Genomic DNA, 22763 nt, shown 5'->3' with positions numbered 1-22763 from the left:
TCAGTGAGTAACCATTCTATCTTTTTGGCTCGCTCTGCGGTCAGTCAGGTCAAATGGCAAAGAAAAGCCAATGCAAAAGTGATTGCGCTGAACCAGTTTGATCGTATTTTTACTGCGGAATCATCACCCAATGAACCGGCCGACACATAGCGGTGGTGTTTGCCTCATTTGTTACATGATCGGGGTAGCGTTTCAAACGGTCATTGATGACATCGGAGTGCTTCGGTCAGTTGTTGTGTGATCTCATCAATAAACACGCGCACGCGGGCAGGCATGTAATGGGTTTGTGCGTATTGCATGACAATCGCCCCGTGATAGCTGCTTTTAATCGACCAATCGGGTAATAACCGGACAATCTCACCACGGACTAATGCTTCCCGAACCACGAAATCATGAAATATACCGATGCCCAGCCCGTGTTTGACGCCATTGAGCCGCATCTGTGAATGATTGACGGCGTAGCGTCCGGTGACAGTGACGGTATGGGTTTCCTGCGCATGCATGAATGTCCAGATATTATCTTTGCTATGTTCGGCGAGATAGAGACAGTCATGGTGTTTTAAGTCCAACGGATGGGCGGGCTGGCCGCGTTCCGCCAGATAATCCGGGCTGGCACACAGCACTAAATTCGTCTTACCGATTTCTTTCATCACCAGACTTTCATCGGGTTTGTCGGTTAAACGAATGGCGACATCAATATTGTTTTTAAACAGGTCGATGTGGCCGTCCTCAGAGCGTAAACGCAACTGAATATCCGGATAGTGTTTGAGAAAAGGCACAACCAAAGGTTGCAGGACTGAATTGAGAAAGGCTTCCGGCGCTGCGACTGTCAGGGTCCCCGACGGATGAATATGCTCCGAAGTCGAGAGGTCAACCGCCTGTTGAGCTGCTTGCATCATCAGCAGACATTGGTCATAAATCTGTTGACCTGACTGGGTAATCATCAGTTTGCGGGTGGTTCTTTCCAATAATTTGACGTGGAGTGATTGTTCCAGTCTGGTGACTAACTTACTCAGGGCTGAAGGCGTGACGCCCAGTTTTGCTGCCGCTGCTGTGAAACTGCCTTCGTTCACAATCAGAATGAAGGTTGCCAAATCCGGTAATAAGCTGATGAGTTGTGTCTGGCGCATTGAAATCGGTCATCTCGTCAAAAAGGTTGCTGAGTCTATCATACCGGAGTCTCGGCGGCGGCGGATAGTGCGATGAGAGCCCCGGTCGGTTTTATGTTAGACTGCCGGCTCATTTTCGAGGTTAGATCGATGAGTTTGGAAAGGACATGAGAAAAATTGCCACACTGGGGCCGCAGGGAACATTTTCGGAAACCGCAACCCGTCGCTATATCGCCGGGCTGTCAGCATCAGCGACGAATACGCCGCCACTGCCATCCGAGCTGGTGTATTTTCCGACCATCGAACGGGCACTGGATGCGATTGGTTCGGATTGTGATGTCGGTGTGTTGCCGATTGAAAACTTCTCTGAAGGGTTTATTCCATCCGTGCTGGATCAACTGATTCATGCGGATCTCAAAGTCATTGGCGAAGTGATTCTCCCGATTCGGTTTTCTTGTGTGGGTACGGCAGCATTTGCTGATGTGCAGCAATTGTTTGTCCAGTTTGTCGCGAAGGGGCAGTGCAGTCGTTTTATTGAATCATTGGGCCATTGCCAGATTGTTCTGACCGAGAGTAATACCGAATCGCTGGCCTTGGCTCGTCAGGCGTCACAGCCCTGTGCGGCGATCGTACCGGCTGAGAGTGTGCAGCAAGAGATGTTTGCCGCAGTGGCTGAGAACGTCAATGACTATGAGAATAATCAGACTCGGTTTTTGGTCTTTGCCGCCCAACATTACCCGGAGACTTATCATGCGAAAGCCGCTTATAAAACCAGCCTGATTGTGGTCGATGAGCATGATCACCCCGGTTTCCTCGGTGAAATTCTGACCTCCTTTTCCCGCCGAAAAATCAATCTGACATCGATTATTTCCCGGCCGACCTGTACCCAGTTCGGCAAATATTATTTCTTTATCGATTTGGATGGTCACCTCCGAGATCCCGCAGTGGCGGCTGCACTCAATGAAATAGAGGCGATCAGTAAAGTGAAACGGCTCGGCGCTTATTTGAGAGCAGACACCCACGTCTAGCCGGACGAAGTTCACTGGCAGCCCCGACCAATAAACCTGTGTCCAGCCGGATGACAGGGTGGCGGGTGATTTACTGACTTAAAATACCGAGCATTTTGAGTTTACGGTAGATGGTATTGCGGCTGACACCGAGCAGACGGGAGGTCTGGCTGATATTTCCCTGCGTCGCCTGATAGGTTTGCAGTAAACGATTTTCCACCGTGGTTTTCAGATCCGCCTCCTGCCGCATGTCACTGACTGCCGGTGGCGCGGTGTCTGCCAGTTGAATGGATGAGGGGGCGGTTGATGGTGCAGATGTCGTCAACGACTTCAAAATATGCCCGGGAATATGTGCCAGCTGTAACAGCGGTTCATCGCTGGTGAGCAGGCAAGTGACTTTCAGCATATTGTCCAGTTCGCGAATATTGCCCGGCCAGAGATAAGCTTGCAGAATGTGCAGCAGTTGCGGACAGATTTGTTGCTGATTGAGACGATACTGGCGATGAATGTGCGCAATCAGTTGGGCTTTGTCTTGCCGATCCCGCAGTGGCGGCAGTTCGAGCACCAGCCCGTTGAGCCGATAGTAGAGGTCCTGGCGGAATCGTCCGGCTGTGACTTCTGCGGTTAAATCCTTATGGGTGGCCGCGATGACCTGAATATTGACCGGCTGGCTCTGACCCGACCCGACCGGAATCACTTCTTTTTCCTGTAAGACATGCAGCAGGCGACATTGTGCGTCCAGCGGCATGTCGGCAATTTCATCGAGGAACAATATACCTTGATGCGCCTGGCGGATTTTACCCTGATAACCTTTGGGGCTAGCCCCCGTGAAAGCACCGGCAACGTAACCGAATAGCTCCGATTCAATCAGGTCTTTGGGAATCGCGCCACAGTTGACGATCACCAGCGGATGATGTTTGCGTGAGCTGTGCTGATGTAACGCTTTGACAAATTCATTTTTACCGACACCGGTTTCGCCGAGAATCAGCAAAGGAATATCTTTATCGATCAGTTTATGTGCCTGTTGCCAAGCTTGTTCAATCCGATTATCGCCGAAATGAAGTTCACAAGATGTGGTGAATGCACTGGCCGAGCGAAATGTGCTGGATTTTGTCGCGGCGGATTGAAGGGGATGTTGTTCAAAAACTAGCGTCCGCTCTTGCTGTTGTAATAGGTTCTCGATGGAGAGCCCGATAATGTTGGGCCGTTCAAGTAACTGAAATGCAATGTGGTTATGCGCCAGAACTTTGCCGGATGCGTCCGCAACCAACACTCCTTGCCAGCCACTGTTGAGTAAGTTTTTTTCACAGGCCAGATTGATTTTTACCGCACCGTCGGGAATATCGCATAGCAGATGGTTTTCTACCTGCTGAACCATATTCTGCACCAGCATTTGTGTCGCGAGATCGTGTTGCTGTTGCTCGCTGGTAATATCCAGAATACCGATGAGGTGTCCGTGATGGTTAAACACCGGACTGGCCGAGCAACTGATAAACTGGTGCTGATGAACGTAATGTTGTTTACCGATGATCGTTAAGGGGCGCGCTTCGATAATCGCAGTGCCGATGGCATTGGTCCCTTTGAGGTTTTCCTGCCAGCAAACACCATTCTCTAATGCGATCTGAGTCAGACGTTCTTTAAACCGCTGTTGCCCCCAGCTTGCCAGAATAACCCCTTCCCGGTCGGTCAGGAGCAGGCGGCTGTCACTATGGGCAAACATCTGGTTAAACAATGGTACTGCATACGTTTCGACGGCTTGGAGCAGCGCATTGACCGACCATTGTCGTTCTTTGAGCTCTGCACTGGACATGATGATGTTATCAGGCTGTCTGCGCTGTTTTAAACCGGCTTGATGACAGCGATCCCAAGATGATGTCAGCCAGTCACCGGCAGAAAATTGAACATGTTGCATCACTGTTTCACTCTTTCACATGAACGGTGTTCCATTTTGGAACACTTGAACAATTTGGAGAGAATCATTGGGTTACCCCAACACCAACGGATTATTATTGTTATTTTTTGTTAATCATAGTGTTACAAAAAGGTAACAACAAGCTTTTCCATGCTGGCCTGTGATTTGCGTTACACAGAAAATTACAGGCAAGAAATCATGCCTGAAGAATGTCAGAACAAACAATGACATGAATTGAAAATAAACATGAAACGTGAACAATAAAATCGGCCAGAAGGAACGACATATGATCTATGCACAACCCGGAACAGCAGATGCCATCATCAATTTTAAATCCCATTATGATAACTATATTGGTGGTCAGTGGGTCAAACCGGTTGGTGGCACCTACTTTGACAATATTTCTCCGGTGAATGGTCAGCCTTACTGTCAGGTTGCCCGCTCTTCGGAAGCAGATATCAACCTTGCCTTGGACGCAGCACATGAGATTCGTGCTCAATGGGCTGCAACATCTGTGACTGATCGTGCCAATATTCTCCTTAAAGTTGCCGATCGCATCGAAGCACATCTGGAAGAGCTGGCTGTTGCTGAAGCATGGGAAAATGGTAAACCTGTTCGTGAAACACTGGCTGCGGATCTACCATTGGTGGTGGATCACTTCCGTTATTTCGCCGGTTGTATCCGAGCGCAGGAAGGTTCAGCCGCAGAGCTGGACAGTACGACGGCAAGTTACCACTTCCCTGAGCCCATCGGGGTGGTCGGACAAATAATTCCGTGGAACTTCCCGATGTTGATGGCGGCCTGGAAACTGGCTCCGGCACTGGCAGCGGGCTGTTGTGTGGTATTAAAACCAGCAGAACAGACACCAACGTCTATACTGGTATTAATGGAAAAAATTGGTGACCTGTTACCACCGGGTGTCGTGAATGTCGTCAACGGATATGGTGCTGAAGCCGGACAAGCATTAGCCGTCAGTAACCGCATTGCCAAACTGGCGTTTACCGGTTCAACCCAAGTGGGCAACCATATCTTGAAATGCGCGGCGGATAATCTGATTCCATCAACCGTTGAGTTGGGTGGTAAATCACCAAATCTCTACTTTTCCGATATTTTCGATCATGAAGATGAATATCTGGATAAGTGTATTGAGGGGATTTTGCTGGGATTTTTCAATCAAGGCGAAGTTTGTACGTGTCCGTCTCGGGTGTTGGTGCATGAATCGGTTTATGAACGGTTTATTGAGAAAGTGATTGAACGGGCGAAAACCATCAAACAGGGCAACCCGCTCGATACTGAAACGCAAGTCGGATCGCAGGTATCGCAGGAACAATTCGACAAGATTCTCAGTTATCTTGAAATCGGTCGTAACGAAGGGGCTCAAGTTCTGTTTGGCGGAGAAACATCGCAGCAGCATGGCGATCTCGAAAATGGCTACTATATTCAGCCGACAATGCTGTTCGGTCATAACAAAATGCGCGTCTTTCAGGAAGAGATTTTCGGCCCGGTGATTGCGATTACGACGTTTAAAGATGAAGCCGAAGCCTTGGCGATTGCCAATGATACTGAGTATGGTTTGGGTGCTGGAGTCTGGACGCGCGATACCAATCTCGCGTATCGCATGGCAAGAAATATCCAAGCGGGTCGGGTTTGGGTGAATTGCTACCATGCTTATCCGGCGCATGCAGCTTTCGGTGGCTACAAAAAATCAGGTATTGGTCGGGAAAATCATAAAATGATGCTCGGTCACTATCAGAACACGAAGAATATTTTGGTCAGTTACAGCACCAACCCACTGGGATTCTTCTAAGGTTTTGTCTCCCCGCTTCACAAAAAAGAAGTTGTGAAGCACTTATTGTGCTAGGAGCTAAGGAAAGTTTAGCACGCTTACGCAGCGCCTCTGTTTTCAGCGGCGCTTTTTTATTCACTGACTCGCGATGACTGAGCGGGAGAGATCGCGTTCCTGTCATGATTCGGATATTGTCTATTATCTATCCGGTTACATCCTTACATCAGAATTGTGATGTACATTTATGTGCATCGATGCTATAACCCTTCTTGCGCTAGGTATTTTAACTTATTGTTTTTAATTATTATTTTGTAAATTATTTTTCAAGTAAACGTTTGAGATGGTGTTATGCATATTTTTCAACAATCAGATCCGGCTCGCCGCCGTTATGGCCTCGCGGCATTCATTGGCCTTATTGCAGGTATTGTGTCTGCATTCGTTAAATGGGGGGCTGAGCATCCGTTACCGCCTCGTAGCCCCGATGATATTTTCAGTGCCGCTTGTGCACCGGAATTACTCAATCGTGTCGCAGAACAAATTGACTGTTCGCGTAACTTTTTAAATCCACCATATGTTTTTCTGCGTGACTGGTTGGGGATGGTTGACCCGAACAGTGCGGTGTATACCTTTGCCGGACATGCGTTTAACTGGGTTGGTGTGACACATATTATTTTCTCCATTGTGTTCGCTGTTGGTTACTGTGTGGTGACGGAACGCTTCCCTGTCTTCAAACTATGGCAGGGGCTGTTTGCCGGTGCATTGGCACAACTGTTTGTCCATATGATTTCTTTCCCGTTAATGGGCTTAACCCCACCGGTGTTTGACTTGCCTTGGTATGAGCATGTGTCTGAAATCGTCGGGCATTTAATCTGGTTCTGGTCGATTGAAATTATTCGTCGCGATTTACGCAATCGCATGACACACGAACCGGACCCTGAAGTGCCACTGACCGCCCGGTAAGTTGGACCGTCATCGATGAGATGCCACCACGTTTGTTGTTTTGACGTGGTGGCATTTTTTTTGAGTGTTCCGGCACTGGCTGGCGGCAACGGATACGGAGAAAAAGCATATTGAGTCAGTAAAAGTACATTGTATAACAATCAGTTAGACTTCTGGCCATCTTGCAATAGCCCGAGGTTGATATGCTAGACTGATAAAACGATGTATAACAATGGTGATTGATCGATGTCATTTAAGATGCCACCTGTCACTGACACGCAACAAGGCGCAGTCAGAAAAGTAGGATTTGAATTGGAATTTACCGGTTTGACGCTTGAACAAGTGATTGAACCCTTGTGCTCGATTCTGGGTGGTCAAGTTGAACAGCGGTCTGCGGTTGAGTTTCGTGTGCGGACTGACGATTTAGGCACATTCAATCTCGAACTAGACTGGGATTTTCTCAAACGTAAGGCCCAAACGGCTTGGCAGAATGACGATGGTCATCAACTGGTCGATATGTTACATCAGGCCGCTTTGCCGGTTGTGCCGCTTGAAATTGTCAGTCCGCCGATTCCGCTGGATCGACTGGAGCCGCTTAATCAACTGATTGTGGCGTTGCGAAAAGCGGGAGCAAAAGGGACAGAAGATTCTTTGATTGCTGCTTTTGGTGTGCATATCAACCCGGAATTACCAGATTTGAGTGCGGCGACGATCAACCGTTATCTCAAGGCATTTGCTTTATTACAGTGGTGGTTAGTTGAGGCGCATGATGTTGATCCGACGCGGCGAATCAGCCCGTATATTGCGCTTTACCCGGAAGCTTATGTGAAAGAACTGCTCACTGATACATCCACTGATTTGACACATCTGTTCGAGCGCTATCTTAAACACAATCCCACGCGTAACCGTGCGCTGGATTTACTGCCGTTATTGGCTGAGATCGATGCTGATCGGGTTCGTCAGGTGGTCAATGATCCCAAAATCAAATCTCGCCCGACATTCCACTATCGCCTGCCGGACTGTCGGATTGAAGATGCCGATTGGGATCTGACCAAGAGTTGGGATTTGTGGTGTGTTGTCGAACAGCTTGCGGCGGATCCACAGGCTATCGAGACGCTGGCGGCACGCTTTCTTCAATTAGAGCGTCCCTTGCTTGGTGTCGAACGTAAAGTTTGGGTAAAGGAGATCTCACAATGGCTCAACGACCAAGGGTGGGTGTAACGGGGAACGGCAGGCGCTGGTCTCCTTCGTGGTGGTGTACCCGGATTGCATTATGGCTGGTCGGTGCACGGGCGATCCGGCTGAGTGTTCATCATGCATGGACGGGCGAACCGTTGGATGCATTGATCATTGGTGGTGGTGATGATATCAGCCCCGAGCATTACGGTGGTGATGTCAATCAACAGGTACGGCTTGATCCGGAGCGTGACCAACTGGAAATTGACTGGATTGAATGGGCGCTCGAACATCGGAAGCCCTTGTTGGGTATCTGCCGCGGATTACAGTTGATCAATGTGGTCAAAGGCGGCTCCTTATATGCTGATATCAGTGAGCTGCGGCAACAGACCTATAACCGTTCAGGGTTACTCCCAACCAAACAGGTGAAGCTCCGTGCGAATTCAAAAATGGCCGCACTCTGTAGAAAAAATCATTTACGGGTCAATAGCTTACACCATCAGGCGGTTAAGGATGTCGGTCAGGACTTACAAGTGGTCGGCAGGGATTTAGACCAATTTACGCAAGCAGTCGAAAGCACTGATCAAACCCCCATTCTCGGTGTGCAGTGGCATCCCGAATATCTCTTTTATTTACCCGCCCAACTCGCGATTTTTCGCTGGCTTTGTTGTCAGGGCGCTGCTTGCCAAACGGATGAAGCATGATTCAAGGATTTGGTTCGCATTTTTGACTGAAAAATGAAGGGATTATCAATTCTGTGGCATGAGTTTGGTGTGCTATATAACACGGCTTGATAGGATTTTTTATGCATGTTATTTGTATAATCTTGGTTTTATATGGGTATAAATAACATTACAAGGAAATCTTAAGTATGATGAATCTTATCAAGTCAGTTGCTATCCTCTCCCTTAGCGCACTGTCGTTTATGACGCAGGCCGCTCAAGTACCGTCGGAAGTGGTTCTCGGTGGTGTTTCTTATGCGGTCAACCCTGAAGAGCGTCCGTCTGTTGTGGATCAAACTTTATCGATTGATGTCACTCAAGAAGAAAACGAGCAGGTTGAAAAGCATGGGTTCGCAAGTGCTTTTGCATTTGATTTCAAATGCCGCCTGACAAGCAAGAATACGTTCTATTTTACCAATGTTCGTCCGAATGACCTGCAACTGGTTTATACGTTTGATCAAACTTGTGCGAATAAATATATTGAAGCGAAGTTGACGAATCTATCGAACGGTTCCTTAGATTTATATCTTACAGACTCGACCGGCAATGAGATTGTGGATGGGCCGACAAGTTGGGTGCTGGTTCCACTTCCAGTAGGCACTTATCATCTGTTTGTGGTCAATAGCAGTTCATCTCAACGAGGTGACGGATATGTTGATACGAAAGTGACGCTCTAAATCAGTTTATATCTGGGAATACAGCTGGTTGCCTGAGGCAACCAGCTGTTAATATCAACCTTTCACAAGACATCTTTCTGGTTTGCCGAATATCTTCCGCTCAATCAGAAAGATTATATTAACGCCTCCCGATCTTTCTGGGTCTGGATTGGATCCGCCGATTGTGACGCAGGCAATTCAAGTTTGGCTAAGTCAACTTTGATTTGGGCTAACTTATCGTTATCCAGTTTATAGAACAGCATGAATATCGCTAACGCAGCAAAGAAGACACCGGGGATCACCGTAAACAGTAAGTTGATTGCGTCGATGGCTTGTGGTGTTTGAACGGCTGCACCGCCTTGATATCCAGCCCATGCCAGAATCCAGCCGACACCTGCACCACCAATTGCGATGCCAAGTTTGATAGCAAACAGATTGGTTGAAAATACCATACCGCTGAGTGAGCGATTACTCCGAGTTTTTTCGTAGTCAACCACATCCGACATCATACTCCACAAAATCGGGGTCGTACTCATCTGCACGACACCTAACAGAACGACTAATGTAAACACAGCCGGAACATTGGTGGGTTCGACGAAGTAGAGCACTGCTGCGAGAATGCCGGAAATGATAATCAGAATACGGTATATGGTTGGTTTGTTATATTTGCCGAACAATGGAGAAGATAGCATCGCCCCAACAATATTCGCTAACATGCCAGATACCATGAAAATAGTAGCAAGGTCAGCTCGGCCCATGACGACTTTCACATAGTACATCGTTGATGCGCCTTTAAAGACAACACCGGTAAGCAGCACGACGTTGACGATGAACAAGATTCGCCACTGGCTATTTTTCATTAACCGTTTTAAGTCTTGTAATGCAGATTGTCTTTCCTCGGTTGGGACATAGCGCTCTTTGGTGTTGGCGAAGCTGAAAAAGAATAATGCGATAGCACCGAGGCCCATGACGGCCATTGCACCCAGATACCCTTTCTGCATGTTTCCTTTGCCGATGATATCCACCAACGGGAGTGCAACCATGGTGACAATCAGGCCACCCGCTGTACTCAGTGCGAAACGATATGATTGTAGCGACGTCCGTTCACTCGAATCATTGGTCAGCGCATTCGCCATCGCACAGTATGGGACATTGATTGCGGTATACATCAGGGTTAAGAAAATATAAGACGCGTAAGCGTAGATCAGTTTGCCGGTTTCTCCAAAATTCGGGGTGAAAAAAGCAAACATACAAGCGGCCCCGAAAGGGACGGCGATCCATAGCAGGTAAGGTCTGTAGCGACCATGTTTTGAACGGGTTCTATCGACAATTGAACCCATCATCGGGTCTGTCACGGCATCAATGAAACGGACAAGTAAAAACATGGTTCCCATGTGTGCGGGAGAGAGCCCATATATGTCCGTATAAAAGTAAGCTAAAAAAAGCATGACGGTCTGCCAGACAAAGTTACAGCCAGTATCACCTAAGCCATACGCGACTTTCTCTTTGACCGACAATTTAATCGTAGTCGTCGTAGTCATTTTATTTATTCTCCAGGGTACAGTTTTTACCAATATTTATAGTATTTATTGTGTTAGGTCGTGAGATATAATCAATTTGTCTAAATTAACAATGGTTTTATGATATTTTATTAATGTGACTAATATTGCAGAAAAAGTAATCTATCAAATACTAAATTCCTTTAAAAACAGCAACTTGTATTTATTGTTGAATTAATTTTTGATGATATTTGCGACGTGAAGCACAATTAAACAATAGGGGATATCAAGAATTAAAAAACGTAATCATTGGAAAAAGACTCAATTTTTTGTCTGAGCCGATTATAAAAATAAATAACTTATCGCATCACATGATGAATAAATATTTAAAAGTAGTGATGGGCGATGCGAACAGTCACTCTGTATTTAATTTTACCATTCTCTGTTGTGAAACATCGATACCAAAAATGAGACAGCGGTCGGCTTGTGTGACAATAATCATACCAACAGCGATGATTGGATTTATTTGTGATATCTATCCAAATATATTTCAATATAAATAATTTTATTATCATGATAATAATTTGAATGCGAGTTATATTTTACGAATTAGCGAATTTCGTCAGTGGCTGATGAATATGTGATATATCTTCTTTTTTATCAATTAATAGGGGGCATGCTATGATGGCTGTTCATTATATTTCAAAGCATTGAGAGAAGGGTTTAAATTAAAAAATTATTTGTTGATAAAATGTAAATATAAATATATTTTGTAAAAATCAATTACAGAAAAAGACTCAATATGAAAGCAAGGATCGCATTTTTATTGACGTTGGGCTTCTCCGTTTCAGTTTATTCCGGCTCGCAGCCTCAGGATGAGAAACTACTCCAGTCACTGATTCAACGTGGTGTTATCTGTCAAGGATTAACCTACGAAGAACAGCAAGAAGCACTGCGTATTTATCTGCATAAGAAAGCAAAAATGCATCCAGATAAATCGTTAGGCGCTCAATCATCAGAAGCATCTGAAACAACTGCTTCGAAGTCATGCATTGCACCACCTAAACAATAATTTCACCCACAACAAACCTGTTTGTTTTGATTTTATCCTTGATCAAAATTCAGGAAGCGTTGGCTATTTGTAACATAAAAAAATAAGAAGGATTATCCAATGATAAAAATGAGGAAAACCTTGCTTGTAACAGCAGTGATGAGCTGTATTGGCATCAGCAGTTATACCCATGCAAATGCCCCGATTGATATGGGGGTTGTGAATGAAGAAAAACTGATTGAAATGCTGGTTCGCAAGGGGGTGGTGGATCGTCATGCCTCTGAAGAGGCCAAATACCGTGCACTCAAAGCATATCTGGCGAAAAAAATTAGTCATGGCTTTAGCGGTGATGATCAGCTTGGTAAAAAAGCATTGTTCAACCGGGCAAAAGTGCTGAAAGCGATGAAAGCAGGGAAAGGGAGTCAAAAACACAATGTCTTTGCGCTGGATGTCAGCCAGAAACGCAATGATAAAGTGCTTGCTTTGTTGATTGATTTTCCTGATTTGCCATGGAATGACAACCGGTTGACCCCAGAACTGACCGATATGTTCTATCCCGATTATTTGCCCGAACATTATCAGTCGCTATTGTTCTCTGATAACGGCTATGACGGTCCAAACGGGCAGAATCTGATCTCAATGCGTCAATATTATCATCAGGAATCCGGTGATAGTTACGGGGTGTCCGGTCAAGTTATGGGATGGTATCACGCGACGCATGAAGCGGCTTATTATGGGGGGCACAGTGAATCCGGTGGCAATGATGTCAACCCACAGCAACTGGTTCGTGAAGCACTCGATCAACTTGCCCAAGATCCCAATGTCAACCTTGCTGATTTTGATATCGAAGATCGCTATGACTACGACAATGATGGTGACTACCGTGAGCCGGATGGGGTGATCGATCACCTGATGGTCTTCCACTCATCAGTCGGTGAAGAAGCCGGTGGTGGGGTGTTGGGTGATGACGCGATTTGGTCACACCGTCATAATCTGGGACAGTTTTATGTCCTGAAAGGCACACAGAGTAACGTTCCGGGCCGGTTTAACGGTCAGTACGCAGCCTATGACTATACCATGCAGCCTATCGATGCGGCCGCAGGGGTATGTGCACATGAATATGGGCACGATTTGGGGTTACCCGATGAATATGACACGCAATATACCGGTCAAGGTGAGCCCGTGTCTTACTGGTCAATTATGTCGTCAGGCAGTTGGGCCGGGAAAGTGCCGGGCACAGAACCGACCGCATTTTCAGCTTGGTCGAAACAGTTCTTACAAGATGCCGTCGGCGGGAAGTGGATTAACACGACAGAAGTGACGCTGGATGAACTGGCACAACATGCCAAAGTGATTCAATTGCGTCAGACCATTGATACGGATCAGCAAAATCTGGTTAAGATTCCGCTGCCACCGAAACAAGTTGAAGACTTGCCACCGTATGAAGGCAGTTATGATTTCTATTCAGATAAAGGCGATAGTCTGAAGAATAAGATGCAGCGTACTTTAATGGTACCGAATGCATCCAATGTAACGTTGAAGTTCAAAGCATGGTATCAAATCGAGAAGGACTATGATTTCGCGCGAGTCACGGTGAATGGTGAGTCTGTGGCCGGCAATATTACCACGATGGACGATCCGCAAAATACGGGATTGGTGCCAGCGATTTCCGGTGAATCACAAGGTTGGGTGGATGCTGAATTTGACCTGTCGAAGTGGGCCGGTCAAGAGATTAACCTCGGATTTGAATACATCACAGACGGCGGTCTGGCTATGGCTGGTCTCTATGTGGACAACCTACAACTGGACGCGGATGGGGTGACGACACTGATTGATGATGCGGAAAGTACACCGACATTCACTTTTGACGGTTTCCGTCTCAACAATGGTTTCCATACGGCTGATCATTATTATCTGTTGCAGTGGCGAAGCCATGCAGGTGTTGATGCCGGTCTGGGTCATTTACGGCGCTTCAATAGCTTGATGTCATTCGAACCGGGTCTGCTGGTTTGGTATGTGGATGAGTCTCTAACGGATAACTGGGTTGGTAATCATCCCGGTGAAGGCTGGCTCGGTGTGGTTGATGCTGACCAGAATACTTTGGTCTGGGCCAACAGCGCCCAAGCTGCACAAACCCGTTTCCAAGTCCGTGATGCGGCATTCTCATTGCAAGACCAAGCACCGTTACGTCTGGTCAACAATAATGGCGATGTTCTGGAAGATAGCAGCTTGATTGCAAATGCGAATTTTGCCGATGATCAAGATTATAGCAATCCCGGCCAACCGGATGCAGGGCGGTTATTGACTGAACTGGGACTACAAATCGACGTGTTGGAACATGGGGAGAATAATCAATATGGTTTGATTAAGATCGCCCGACAATCGACACCCAATACGGCACCCGAAGCTGATTTTGATTTCACGGTGAATGATCTGACCGTCTCAGCGGTCAACCATAGTCACGATACGGACGGTCATATTGTCAGCTATCATTGGGATTTCGGCAATGGGCAGACAAGTGCCGCCGCAGCACCGACGTGGACGTATCAAAAGCCGGGGACTTATCGTGTTTCCTTAACGGTGACCGATGATCAGGGGGCGACAGGTCGCGTGAGTCAATCGGTCGTTGTACTTGAACCGGGTCAGGCACCGATTGCACATGTTTGGCATTTCAATTTATTCCGGACGGTTGTGTTGTGGTCGACTAGCTGGGATGAAGACGGACGTATTGTTGATACCAAGTGGACGCTTCCCAATGGTGAAGAAAAGCATGGCGTGTCACTGATATATACGTTCCCCAAACGTGGTCAGTATGAGGTGTTATTGACGATTACTGACAACGATGGGCAGACGACCACCAAAACCATTCACATCAATCTATAACGAGTATCAATTGATAACGGTTTGTTTCTATCATCCGTTTATATTGACAGCGATGTGTTTTGACACAGACAAAGTGCAACCTTCGGGTTGCACTTTTTACGTCAAAGCAACGTGATCAAACCAAGTTGTACCCCGTATATTTATTGTGGTATGACCAGTTTTCGATTACGCTGATTTTTATCGAATGAATCGATGCAATGCAGATCAAGGGGAAGATCATGAATCTTTATTTCCGTTTCATGTGGCTTTTAGTTTGGCGGATGCGTTTTTGTCGGCGTCTCGGTTTGTTGGACAACTCCCGATTAGGATTTCGCGCCTGGCCAACGGATTGTGATATCAATTTACATCTGACGAATGCACGTTATCCGGCACTGATGGATTTAGGCCGCACCTATCTGTTGGCGGAAATGGGATTGTTGAAACCGTTTCTTAAGCGCAGTTGGTTGCCGGTCGTCAATGCTTCTGAATTCACGTTTATACGTGCGATCAAACCCTTGCAAAAATTCTATATTGATAGCCGTATTCTCGGTTGGGATGAAAAATATTTTTATCTGGAGCAACGATTTACCAGTGAAACCGGATTGCATGCGATTGCGAATATCCGGGCCTTGTTTGTCTGTAAAGGTCATAAGGTGGAGACGAGCCAATTACTCCAAGTCGCTGACTTCGAATTCCATCATGCACCGGAGTTGCCACAAGACATTCAAAATTGGAAAGCCTTGTTGCAAATGAAGAAAGAGCAGAATGCGATTTGAGAACTATCAAGCATGCAGCAGTGTTTCACACGTTGATACTCTGCGCTGTTCTTTCAAACGTAAAGCCGATTCGTTGCATCATCCCTTCAATCATCCGAATTTGTGCTTCGCTGACCCCAGCGGCTTGTAGGTCGGCCAATAATTGTTCAGACGCAATTTGTAGCGGCTCACTATACTGACCTTGGGCAGCCAATCCATAAGCTTCCGCCAACACTGTTTGCCAATGTTGATACGATGAGGTGTGTTGATTCAATCCGAGCGTGTTTAACATCCGGCTGAAGCGCAGAATAATATGGCCGAGATTGAGCCCTGTCAGTACGATATCGGTCATTCTCTGTCGTTCCGGTGTTGCTTCTCCGGCGATAGAGCGGAGGAGTCGATCGGTCATGCGGGCATTAAAGCGGGTTTCTTCATTTTCCTGATGACATGAAAGGGACTTCAAATCCTTCACCGTTGCTCTTAAGACACCTTTTTGAATCAGTTTCAGACTGGGGCCGGTGATAATTTGGAATAGCCAATACAACAGGTAACTGCCGCAGATAATGCCCAGTCCGCTACTCAGTGCGAAGTCGATAGAAAACGACAGGCTCATGTCCGGTCCCGGACGAGTTAATATTGTGAACGGAATACAAAAGCCGAGCCCGTAAGGCAATGTCGGACGGTTTGCCAATGCCAGAAGACCGAGAAAATAAGGCCCGGCCAGAACCATCAAAAGCAAAATATAATCGGCCGAACTTTGGGCCAGAATATTCAGCGCATAAAAAATGGCGACACCAACAGCTACGATGGCACTGATCGTCAGTCGTTTCAGCACGATGGTGACAATGTTGAGTGGTAAACGCGCCATCATCATCGAAAAGACGACGGGCAAAATCATCATCAGGATCACCGCGGATGAGCCGGTAAAAATCCAGAGTGTCGAAGAAATGGCGAACACACTCACCGTTCTCAGTGCGACGGAAATACCGATCCACGGATCGCGATGGGGTTGAAACTTCGGCGCATGGAGTCGCGTGCCTTCACGGTGGAAAATCGCCTGATAGGTGGTTAAGACCACGACCAGATCCGCCGACATTTCCATAGCAACTTTGACCAAGCGTAATTCTATCGGGCTAGGTTGCTCCGTAGACTGCTTGAGGATAAGCAGTTTCTGGCGCAGATTTTTCGCAATTTGGTAGCAGATTTGTCGGTCCGTTTCTGCCTTCATCTGACAGACGGATTCGCGGATATGCCGGACGATTTCATTGAGAAACGGGCTATCCAGCTCGGGGTGATAACGTTTGACCCGACCAAAGATTTGAATGACAGCCAGCAACGACATAATTTTGTTATTCAGCAGAGAGATAGCCCGGTAAATACTGGGGCCTTGCGGGCCTTCATACTGAACCGCACTGGTACTTTCATTCAGTTGGGCCAGTGTTTCCAAAATCGCGTCAAGCGCCTGATGGCGTTCCTGATGGGTTTTGTGTTCGTCCAGCTCATGATCGAGATAATGCAATGTCTGATTGACGACCACACGGGATAAGTCGTGCAGGCTGTCTTTGATATGTGTCGGCCAAAAAAACAGGCTGATGAATGTGGCGCAGACTGAACCGACAATCAGTTCACTCATCCGAGCCTGAGCGACATCAAATACAGTATGGCTGGATATGGTTGCTGCCGGTTGCGCCATGGTCAACACGACGATGAGTATCGGCGTGACGCCAGCCATCGTATAGGCATAGGTCGCATTAGGATTACGTACCATGGCAGAGCTATACGCCATGATTCCCAGCCAGAGCGCCAGCGCCGGTAATGCCAGTTCCGGGAATGGCATCAACCAGTTCAGAATCAAAATGCCGATGCCGCCCCCGACCAAGGTGCCGCTGATCTGGCTGATCCCTTTTTCAATGACCAGCCCGCTTTCCGGCCGGATTTGCAGAAACACCGCTGAAACCAGCGCCCAATAAGGGCGATCTAGCTGACAATACATTGCCACATATAATGACAGGGCCATGGCAATAATCCCTTTGGTGGCAAAAATAACGGCCGAACGCTGCGGGAAAAAGATGGCCTTGGCGAGGACAGAAGCGCTCACTCAGTTGGTTCCTGTATGGTGATTGAGGCGGTCATGCCGGCACTGAGCTGCTGTTGATCGACTTGATCATCGAGCCGGATATTCACCGGAATTCGCTGAGCGAGCCTGACCCAGTTAAATGTTTGTTGGATCTGTGGAAGCAACTGACTGTTGGTATTGGTGTTGCTGTTTGCAATCGCACGACCAATGCTCAGTACTTTACCGGTTAGCGGGGGTTGTCCGTTCATCAGTTGGATCGTCGTCGGCTGTCCGGGCTGAATTTTAGCGATTTTGGTTTCTTCAAAATAGCCGGTGATGTAAAACGAGTTCTTCTCAACTAATGCCAGCACCGATGTTCCCTGACGGACGTAATTGCCGGAACGTAGGCTCAGATTAATCACCGTACCGTCAAACGGTGCCGCGATTTTGGTTCTTGCCAGATTGAGCTTCGCTTCATCTAACTGGGCTTGCGCTAATTGATAGTTTGCTTTGGCAATATCCATGTTAATTCGGGATGTTTCCAGATCTTCACTGCTGATCGAGTCCTGACTCGGCAGATTTTTACGCCGTTCATATTTGTGTTTTGACAATTCCCAAGCCGCAAAACGATTTTTCAGGGTCGCATTCGCCTGAGACACCGCAATCTCGTAACGTTTCGGATCGATCTGGAACAGTATCTGCCCCTGACGGACCGTCTGATTATCGTTGACCGCAACCTGTGTGACAAAACCGGAAACATCCGGTGAGATGGTAATGATATGGGCGTTTACTCTCGCATCTCTGGTCCAGGGCGTCAGCATATAATGATGCCAGAGCCAGTAACCGGAGCAGACAGCGATCAGGATCATGATGATAGTCGAAAATTTTTTCATCGCATTAAGCTCCATAGAGTGTGACAGAAAGAGATAAAATACAGACAAAGAGACTGACCAGCATCCATGCGGGTTTCCAGATTTTTGCATAGATACCAGTGCGAAACAGCACGATCCGGATGAGGTACGTGATCCCAAGTGCGAGAGGGATGTAAACCACTAACGGGCTAAAGAGAAGCCCCAACAATGGAATTTCGTGTAACACTTGTGCTCCCTTAAATTAAGCTGTCATGAGTTTCATGACAGTCGTGCGATAGCTGAGATCAAGATACTTGCTTTGGCATTCCCGCAGGCAGGAAGTTGGTCATGATACGACGTTTATGTCACGCGGAAAAGAACAGCATGGGTTGCTGAATGGTATCCTGACCAGTGCTAGGGGCTGTTAACCTTTCATGGTTGAATTTTGTTCAATCTGAACGGGTATTGATCGCGGCGCGGGGCATGCCGCTTAGCTATCCTAAGCAAATGACCCGTAACAAAGAGCAAGACACGTTCAGATGAACCCTCTGGGCAGCATTTGTCGCTCATTTATCCAGCGTTAGGTCATAGTTCATGTAGATCGCTACACTTCACATGACCTGCCTTGACTAAATGCACGACAAATTGCTGCAAAAACCATCACGAAAGGTCAACAGCCCCTACCGAAGATGTTACGCCGACACGATTTGGGCGACATCAATTCATGCTAGCGCATTCTTATTAACAAGAAAAGTAATAACAAGAAAAGCATCCCAACGGTTCGGTTTCACCATCTGAGTTCGCTTGATTACGGAGAAAAAAATCCATCCCATTCCATTCAGTACATGCTTGTGTAAACGTTTCCACAGTGTGGTTTTAATCACAGAAACAGAGAGAGCGGTGCTGTTAGACTCACATTCTATTTGGGGGCGGAGGCTAATCAGCTGAATGCGTGCTGAAAGCGCGAATGGTTTGGCATTGGTCGTCTTTACCCGAATGGTTTATGAATTTCCTGTTTGCATTCATGCATAAAGAGTAAGTGACAATGACAAATCAATTATTTGACCCGAGTGCTCATCCTCATCGTCGTTACAACCCGCTGACCGGGCAATGGGTACTGGTCTCGCCACACCGGGCGAAGCGGCCATGGAGTGGGCTCAACGAGCCGCCCAGTCACAGCGATATTCCATCCTATGATGAATCTTGTTTTTTGTGCCCGGGGAATCAGCGGGTTTCGGGAGAGATGAACCCTGATTATGCGGATACTTATGTCTTTGGTAATGACTTTGCAGCGTTGATGCCGGATTCTCCCGCTGTACCTGAAACCGACAATCCGCTGTTGAAAGTGCAGGGCGTGCAGGGGTTAAGCCGCGTGATATGCTTCTCTCCTGATCATAGCAAGACGTTGCCGGAACTTGCGCCACAACAGATCCGTCAAGTCATTGATACATGGAATGCGCAAATCGAAGAATTGGGGCAGTCCTATGTCTGGGTGCAGGCCTTTGAAAACAAAGGGGAAATGATGGGATGCTCTCAGCCGCATCCGCATGGCCAGATTTGGGCTAACAGCTTTCTGCCGAATGAAATTGAGCGTAAAGATAAACAGTTGAAAGCATATTTTGAGCAACATGGCTCTAATTTACTGGTCGATTATGTTCAGACTGAGTTGAATGATGGCTCTCGAACTGTGGTCGAAACGCAACACTGGCTGGCGGTGGTGCCTTTCTGGGCCGTGTGGCCCTATGAGACGCTCTTGTTGCCAAAAACGCATGTGCGTCGGATGAACGATCTGACGGATGAACAGCGGGATGATCTGGCGCTGGCTATCAAAAAACTCACCTGTCGATATGACAATCTATTCCAATGTTCCTTCCCTTATTCGATGGGATGGCATTATGCGCCATTCTTTGAGCAAGGGACGGATATTGATCACTGGCAATTGCACGCGTTGTTTTATCCACCGTTACTACGCAGTGCATCGATACGTAAGTTTATGGTGGGTTATGAAATGCTGGCTGAAACGCAGCGGGATCTGACAGCGGAACAAGCGGCGCAGTATTTGCGTGATGTCAGTGAGATTCATTATAAAGAACAATAAAGAGAAACAAGATGTCGAATCCAATTCAAAATGTAAAAACATCATTTGCCGAAGTTTTCGGATATCAGTCGAGTCATCTGATTCAGGCGCCCGGTCGTGTGAATTTGATTGGTGAACATACCGATTACAACGACGGGTTTGTCTTGCCTTGTGCGATTAATTATCAGACGGTTGTCGCCGCAGCGAAACGTCAGGATACCCGTATTCGGGTGGTGGCTTGTGATTACCAGAACGCGATCGATGAATTTGATCTCAATGCACCCATCGAATTTCAGCCTGACAACATGTGGGCGAATTATATCCGTGGTGTGGTGAAGTGTTTAATTGAACGCGGCTATGCGTTGTGCGGTCTGGATATGACTGTCAGTGGTAATGTTCCCCAGGGGGCAGGGTTAAGTTCTTCTGCTGCGCTGGAAGTTGTGATTGGACAAACATTTAAAGTGTTACTGAACCTTGAAATTAGCCAGCAGGAGATTGCGTTGAATGCACAACAGGCAGAAAATGAATTTGTCGGTTGTAACTGTGGGATTATGGACCAACTGATCTCGTCGGAAGGGGATGAAAATCATGCATTGTTGATTGATTGCCGGGACTTAATGACTCAGGCGGTGTCGCTCCCCTCCGAGATGGTTGTCATGATCATCAATTCAAATAAACAGCGAGGCTTGGTTGACAGCGAATATAATACGCGTCGTGAGCAGTGCGAAGCAGCAGCGCGTCAGTTTGGCGTTAAAGCGTTGCGAGATGTGACGCTGGAACAGCTTAACGCACGGTTCAATGAGCTGGATGAGGTTGTTGCCCGCAGAGCCCGGCATGTCATTACTGAAAATGACCGGACTTGTAAAGCGGCCCAAGCCCTTGCTGCTGGTGATATCCACACGGTTGCCAAACTGATGGCACAGTCCCATATTTCAATGCGGGATGATTTTGAAATAACAGTACCAGAAATCGATATACTGGTAGATTTGATAAAAACGGAGATCGGCGAACAGGGGGGTGTCAGGATGACCGGTGGCGGTTTCGGTGGATGTGTGGTCGCGTTAGTGCCGCCCGCATTCGTGGCAAGAGTCCGGACTGCCGTTGAAACGCAGTATCAAGCTGCGACTGGTTTGCAAGCATCTATCTATGTCTGCCAAGCGACACACGGGGCAGGCCTGATTTCTGAATCATGAGGACATAATAATGCAAAAATCATTTGCCGAACAAACATCGGCAGGGCATCAAACGCAATGGAAAGACTCGATTGTTTTGCAGAACTCGCGCGGCATGCGTCTCGAACTCACCCCGATGGGAGCCACTTGGCTCAGTTGCCAGTTACCACTCGGTCAGGGTGAAATGCGGGAAGTGTTGCTGGGGGTCGATTCTGAAGAGACGTTACTGACTCAGACAAGTTATTTGGGGATGACGATCGGGCCTTATGCCAACCGGATTGCCAATGCCAGCTTTACCCTTGACGGCAAACAATATGAGCTTGATGCGAATGAAAACGGTAATTGCCTGCATAGTGGCAAACAGGCGTTCCATAACCGTCGCTGGGACGTCGCTGAGCAGACAGAAAATCAAGTCCGGTTTTCTACCACATCTCCGGATGGTGAGATGGGATTCCCCGGTGATTTAGTCGTTTCGGTAACGTATACCGTGACTGACGCTGATCAGGTGTTGATTGAATATCATGCGACAACGGATAGACCGACGCCCGTTAGTCTGACCAATCACGCTTATTTTAACCTGCACGGTGCCGATCTGGGAGACTCTTGTCTCGACCATTCTCTCTGGTTAGATGCGGATGCGTTTTTACCGATTAGTGATACAGGCATTCCGCTCGGATCGCTGCAAGATGTGACGGGTACCGGTTTTGATTTTCGGCGTACCAAACAAGTGCGAGCTGATTTAATGCAGGATCAGCAGCAAATGACCGCACAAGGCTACGATCATGCCTACTTATTCCGGGATGAACGTGATTTAGCAAGCCGCGTGGCATCATTAACCAGTGCTGATGAACAGATTCAGATGCATGTCACCACCACGATGCCAGCTATCCAGCTTTATACCGGTAACTGGCTGACAGGCACGCCGGGACGTGGTGATCATGTCTACTCCCAATATGCGGGGATTGCTTTAGAAACGCAGTTTTTACCGGATTCCCCCAACCATCCTGAATGGCAACAACCTAGCTGTATTCTGCAACCGGGTGAAACCTATCAGCACACAACTTGTTATCAGTTTGAGTTTTAACAACTGCGCCAATATGCAGTTGTTAAAGCACATTGATGTACGTCTATGA

19 protein-coding genes are annotated in these 22763 nt (G+C 47.4%); 13 read left to right on the top strand and 6 right to left on the bottom strand.

Annotated elements, in window-relative coordinates:
- Positions 1-3 precede the first annotated feature (3 nt).
- Positions 4-150 (top strand): hypothetical protein, encoded by a 147-nt coding sequence (locus tag BSQ33_RS21690; RefSeq protein WP_157721436.1) that lies wholly within the window; start codon positions 4-6, stop codon positions 148-150.
- 50 nt (positions 151-200) lie between these two features.
- Here BSQ33_RS21690 and BSQ33_RS18460 read toward each other — a convergent pair whose 3' ends face one another.
- Positions 201-1130, bottom strand: coding sequence for a LysR family transcriptional regulator (locus BSQ33_RS18460; protein WP_021020974.1), 930 nt, complete (start codon positions 1128-1130; stop codon positions 201-203).
- A 146-nt stretch (positions 1131-1276) separates the two neighbouring features.
- Between BSQ33_RS18460 and BSQ33_RS18455 the strand changes: the two genes are divergently transcribed.
- On the top strand, positions 1277-2137 hold the full coding sequence (locus tag BSQ33_RS18455; RefSeq protein WP_088134882.1) for a prephenate dehydratase: 861 nt from the start codon (positions 1277-1279) through the stop codon (positions 2135-2137).
- A gap of 70 nt (positions 2138-2207) precedes the next feature.
- Here BSQ33_RS18455 and BSQ33_RS18450 read toward each other — a convergent pair whose 3' ends face one another.
- A complete protein-coding gene (locus BSQ33_RS18450) occupies positions 2208-4028 on the bottom strand; it encodes a sigma-54-dependent Fis family transcriptional regulator (protein WP_088134881.1) in 1821 nt (606 codons plus the stop codon).
- 286 nt (positions 4029-4314) lie between these two features.
- Between BSQ33_RS18450 and BSQ33_RS18445 the strand changes: the two genes are divergently transcribed.
- From BSQ33_RS18445 to BSQ33_RS18425, 5 genes are all read left to right on the top strand, one after another.
- Positions 4315-5835, top strand: coding sequence for an aldehyde dehydrogenase family protein (locus BSQ33_RS18445; protein ID WP_088134880.1), 1521 nt, complete (start codon positions 4315-4317; stop codon positions 5833-5835).
- 327 nt (positions 5836-6162) lie between these two features.
- Positions 6163-6774, top strand: coding sequence for a YagU family protein (locus BSQ33_RS18440; RefSeq protein ID WP_088134879.1), 612 nt, complete (start codon positions 6163-6165; stop codon positions 6772-6774).
- A 225-nt stretch (positions 6775-6999) separates the two neighbouring features.
- Positions 7000-7974, top strand: coding sequence for an amidoligase family protein (locus BSQ33_RS18435; RefSeq protein ID WP_021020969.1), 975 nt, complete (start codon positions 7000-7002; stop codon positions 7972-7974).
- Positions 7947-8633: a gamma-glutamyl-gamma-aminobutyrate hydrolase family protein gene (locus tag BSQ33_RS18430; RefSeq protein ID WP_088134878.1), complete on the top strand. Its 687-nt coding sequence runs from the start codon at positions 7947-7949 to the stop codon at positions 8631-8633. Before BSQ33_RS18435 ends, BSQ33_RS18430 begins: the two co-directional genes overlap by 28 nt.
- A 167-nt stretch (positions 8634-8800) precedes the next feature.
- Complete coding sequence (locus BSQ33_RS18425) at positions 8801-9328, top strand: hypothetical protein (protein WP_088134877.1); 528 nt, start codon at positions 8801-8803, stop codon at positions 9326-9328.
- Positions 9329-9441: 113 nt separating this feature from the next.
- Here BSQ33_RS18425 and BSQ33_RS18420 read toward each other — a convergent pair whose 3' ends face one another.
- Positions 9442-10848: a glycoside-pentoside-hexuronide (GPH):cation symporter gene (locus tag BSQ33_RS18420; protein WP_021020966.1), complete on the bottom strand. Its 1407-nt coding sequence runs from the start codon at positions 10846-10848 to the stop codon at positions 9442-9444.
- A gap of 760 nt (positions 10849-11608) precedes the next feature.
- Between BSQ33_RS18420 and BSQ33_RS18415 the strand changes: the two genes are divergently transcribed.
- The 3 genes from BSQ33_RS18415 to BSQ33_RS18405 all read left to right on the top strand — a co-directional run bounded on the left by BSQ33_RS18415 (position 11609) and on the right by BSQ33_RS18405 (position 15495).
- Positions 11609-11878, top strand: a complete 270-nt coding sequence (locus BSQ33_RS18415) for a hypothetical protein (protein WP_021020965.1) — start codon at positions 11609-11611, stop codon at positions 11876-11878.
- A gap of 99 nt (positions 11879-11977) precedes the next feature.
- Complete coding sequence (locus BSQ33_RS18410; protein ID WP_021020964.1) at positions 11978-14740, top strand: immune inhibitor A domain-containing protein; 2763 nt, start codon at positions 11978-11980, stop codon at positions 14738-14740.
- Positions 14741-14958: 218 nt separating this feature from the next.
- Positions 14959-15495: a thioesterase family protein gene (locus BSQ33_RS18405; protein ID WP_027694286.1), complete on the top strand. Its 537-nt coding sequence runs from the start codon at positions 14959-14961 to the stop codon at positions 15493-15495.
- A gap of 25 nt (positions 15496-15520) precedes the next feature.
- Here the strand turns inward: BSQ33_RS18405 and BSQ33_RS18400 are convergent, their stop codons facing one another.
- From BSQ33_RS18400 to BSQ33_RS18390, 3 genes are read right to left on the bottom strand one after another with little or no spacing between them, the layout of a single operon-like run.
- Entirely contained in the window at positions 15521-17572 is a 2052-nt protein-coding gene (locus BSQ33_RS18400) for an FUSC family protein (protein ID WP_039837557.1), read from the bottom strand.
- The gene (locus BSQ33_RS18395) at positions 17569-18423 is read right to left on the bottom strand and encodes an HlyD family secretion protein (protein WP_198298223.1); all 855 of its coding nucleotides are present in this window, start codon (positions 18421-18423) and stop codon (positions 17569-17571) included. Before BSQ33_RS18395 ends, BSQ33_RS18400 begins: the two co-directional genes overlap by 4 nt.
- Positions 18424-18427: 4 nt before the next feature.
- On the bottom strand, positions 18428-18628 hold the full coding sequence (locus BSQ33_RS18390) for a DUF1656 domain-containing protein (protein ID WP_021020961.1): 201 nt from the start codon (positions 18626-18628) through the stop codon (positions 18428-18430).
- Between the two features lie 798 nt (positions 18629-19426).
- Here BSQ33_RS18390 and BSQ33_RS18385 point away from each other — a divergent pair.
- Genes BSQ33_RS18385 through galM form a run of 3 tightly spaced genes read left to right on the top strand, consistent with a single transcriptional unit; the run spans position 19427 to position 22714 of the window.
- Positions 19427-20479 (top strand): UDP-glucose--hexose-1-phosphate uridylyltransferase, encoded by a 1053-nt coding sequence (locus tag BSQ33_RS18385; protein WP_021020960.1) that lies wholly within the window; start codon positions 19427-19429, stop codon positions 20477-20479.
- Between the two features lie 11 nt (positions 20480-20490).
- Complete coding sequence (gene galK / locus BSQ33_RS18380) at positions 20491-21651, top strand: galactokinase (protein ID WP_088134875.1); 1161 nt, start codon at positions 20491-20493, stop codon at positions 21649-21651.
- Positions 21652-21661: 10 nt separating this feature from the next.
- The gene (gene galM / locus BSQ33_RS18375; protein ID WP_088134874.1) at positions 21662-22714 is read left to right on the top strand and encodes a galactose-1-epimerase; all 1053 of its coding nucleotides are present in this window, start codon (positions 21662-21664) and stop codon (positions 22712-22714) included.
- Positions 22715-22763 lie beyond the last annotated feature (49 nt).

The organism is Vibrio gazogenes (genome assembly GCF_002196515.1).
In the GTDB taxonomy this organism is placed as follows: domain Bacteria; phylum Pseudomonadota; class Gammaproteobacteria; order Enterobacterales; family Vibrionaceae; genus Vibrio; species Vibrio gazogenes_A.
This window is presented reverse-complemented; position numbering and strand designations above follow the sequence as displayed.

Excerpts from the sequence above, each read along its gene's own strand:
- BSQ33_RS18395 (WP_198298223.1), bottom strand. The coding sequence starts at position 18,423 with ATGAAAAAATTTTCGACTATCATCATGATCCTGATCGCTGTCTGCTCC.
- BSQ33_RS18405 (WP_027694286.1), top strand. The coding sequence starts at position 14,959 with ATGAATCTTTATTTCCGTTTCATGTGGCTTTTAGTTTGGCGGATGCGT.
- BSQ33_RS18420 (WP_021020966.1), bottom strand. The coding sequence starts at position 10,848 with ATGACTACGACGACTACGATTAAATTGTCGGTCAAAGAGAAAGTCGCG.
- BSQ33_RS18410 (WP_021020964.1), top strand. The coding sequence starts at position 11,978 with ATGATAAAAATGAGGAAAACCTTGCTTGTAACAGCAGTGATGAGCTGT.
- BSQ33_RS18415 (WP_021020965.1), top strand. The coding sequence starts at position 11,609 with ATGAAAGCAAGGATCGCATTTTTATTGACGTTGGGCTTCTCCGTTTCA.
- BSQ33_RS18385 (WP_021020960.1), top strand. The coding sequence starts at position 19,427 with ATGACAAATCAATTATTTGACCCGAGTGCTCATCCTCATCGTCGTTAC.
- BSQ33_RS18445 (WP_088134880.1), top strand. The coding sequence starts at position 4,315 with ATGATCTATGCACAACCCGGAACAGCAGATGCCATCATCAATTTTAAA.
- galM (WP_088134874.1), top strand. The coding sequence starts at position 21,662 with ATGCAAAAATCATTTGCCGAACAAACATCGGCAGGGCATCAAACGCAA.
- BSQ33_RS18450 (WP_088134881.1), bottom strand. The coding sequence starts at position 4,028 with ATGCAACATGTTCAATTTTCTGCCGGTGACTGGCTGACATCATCTTGG.
- BSQ33_RS18425 (WP_088134877.1), top strand. The coding sequence starts at position 8,801 with ATGATGAATCTTATCAAGTCAGTTGCTATCCTCTCCCTTAGCGCACTG.
- galK (WP_088134875.1), top strand. The coding sequence starts at position 20,491 with ATGTCGAATCCAATTCAAAATGTAAAAACATCATTTGCCGAAGTTTTC.
- BSQ33_RS18460 (WP_021020974.1), bottom strand. The coding sequence starts at position 1,130 with ATGCGCCAGACACAACTCATCAGCTTATTACCGGATTTGGCAACCTTC.
- BSQ33_RS18430 (WP_088134878.1), top strand. The coding sequence starts at position 7,947 with ATGGCTCAACGACCAAGGGTGGGTGTAACGGGGAACGGCAGGCGCTGG.
- BSQ33_RS18455 (WP_088134882.1), top strand. The coding sequence starts at position 1,277 with ATGAGAAAAATTGCCACACTGGGGCCGCAGGGAACATTTTCGGAAACC.
- BSQ33_RS18440 (WP_088134879.1), top strand. The coding sequence starts at position 6,163 with ATGCATATTTTTCAACAATCAGATCCGGCTCGCCGCCGTTATGGCCTC.
- BSQ33_RS18435 (WP_021020969.1), top strand. The coding sequence starts at position 7,000 with ATGTCATTTAAGATGCCACCTGTCACTGACACGCAACAAGGCGCAGTC.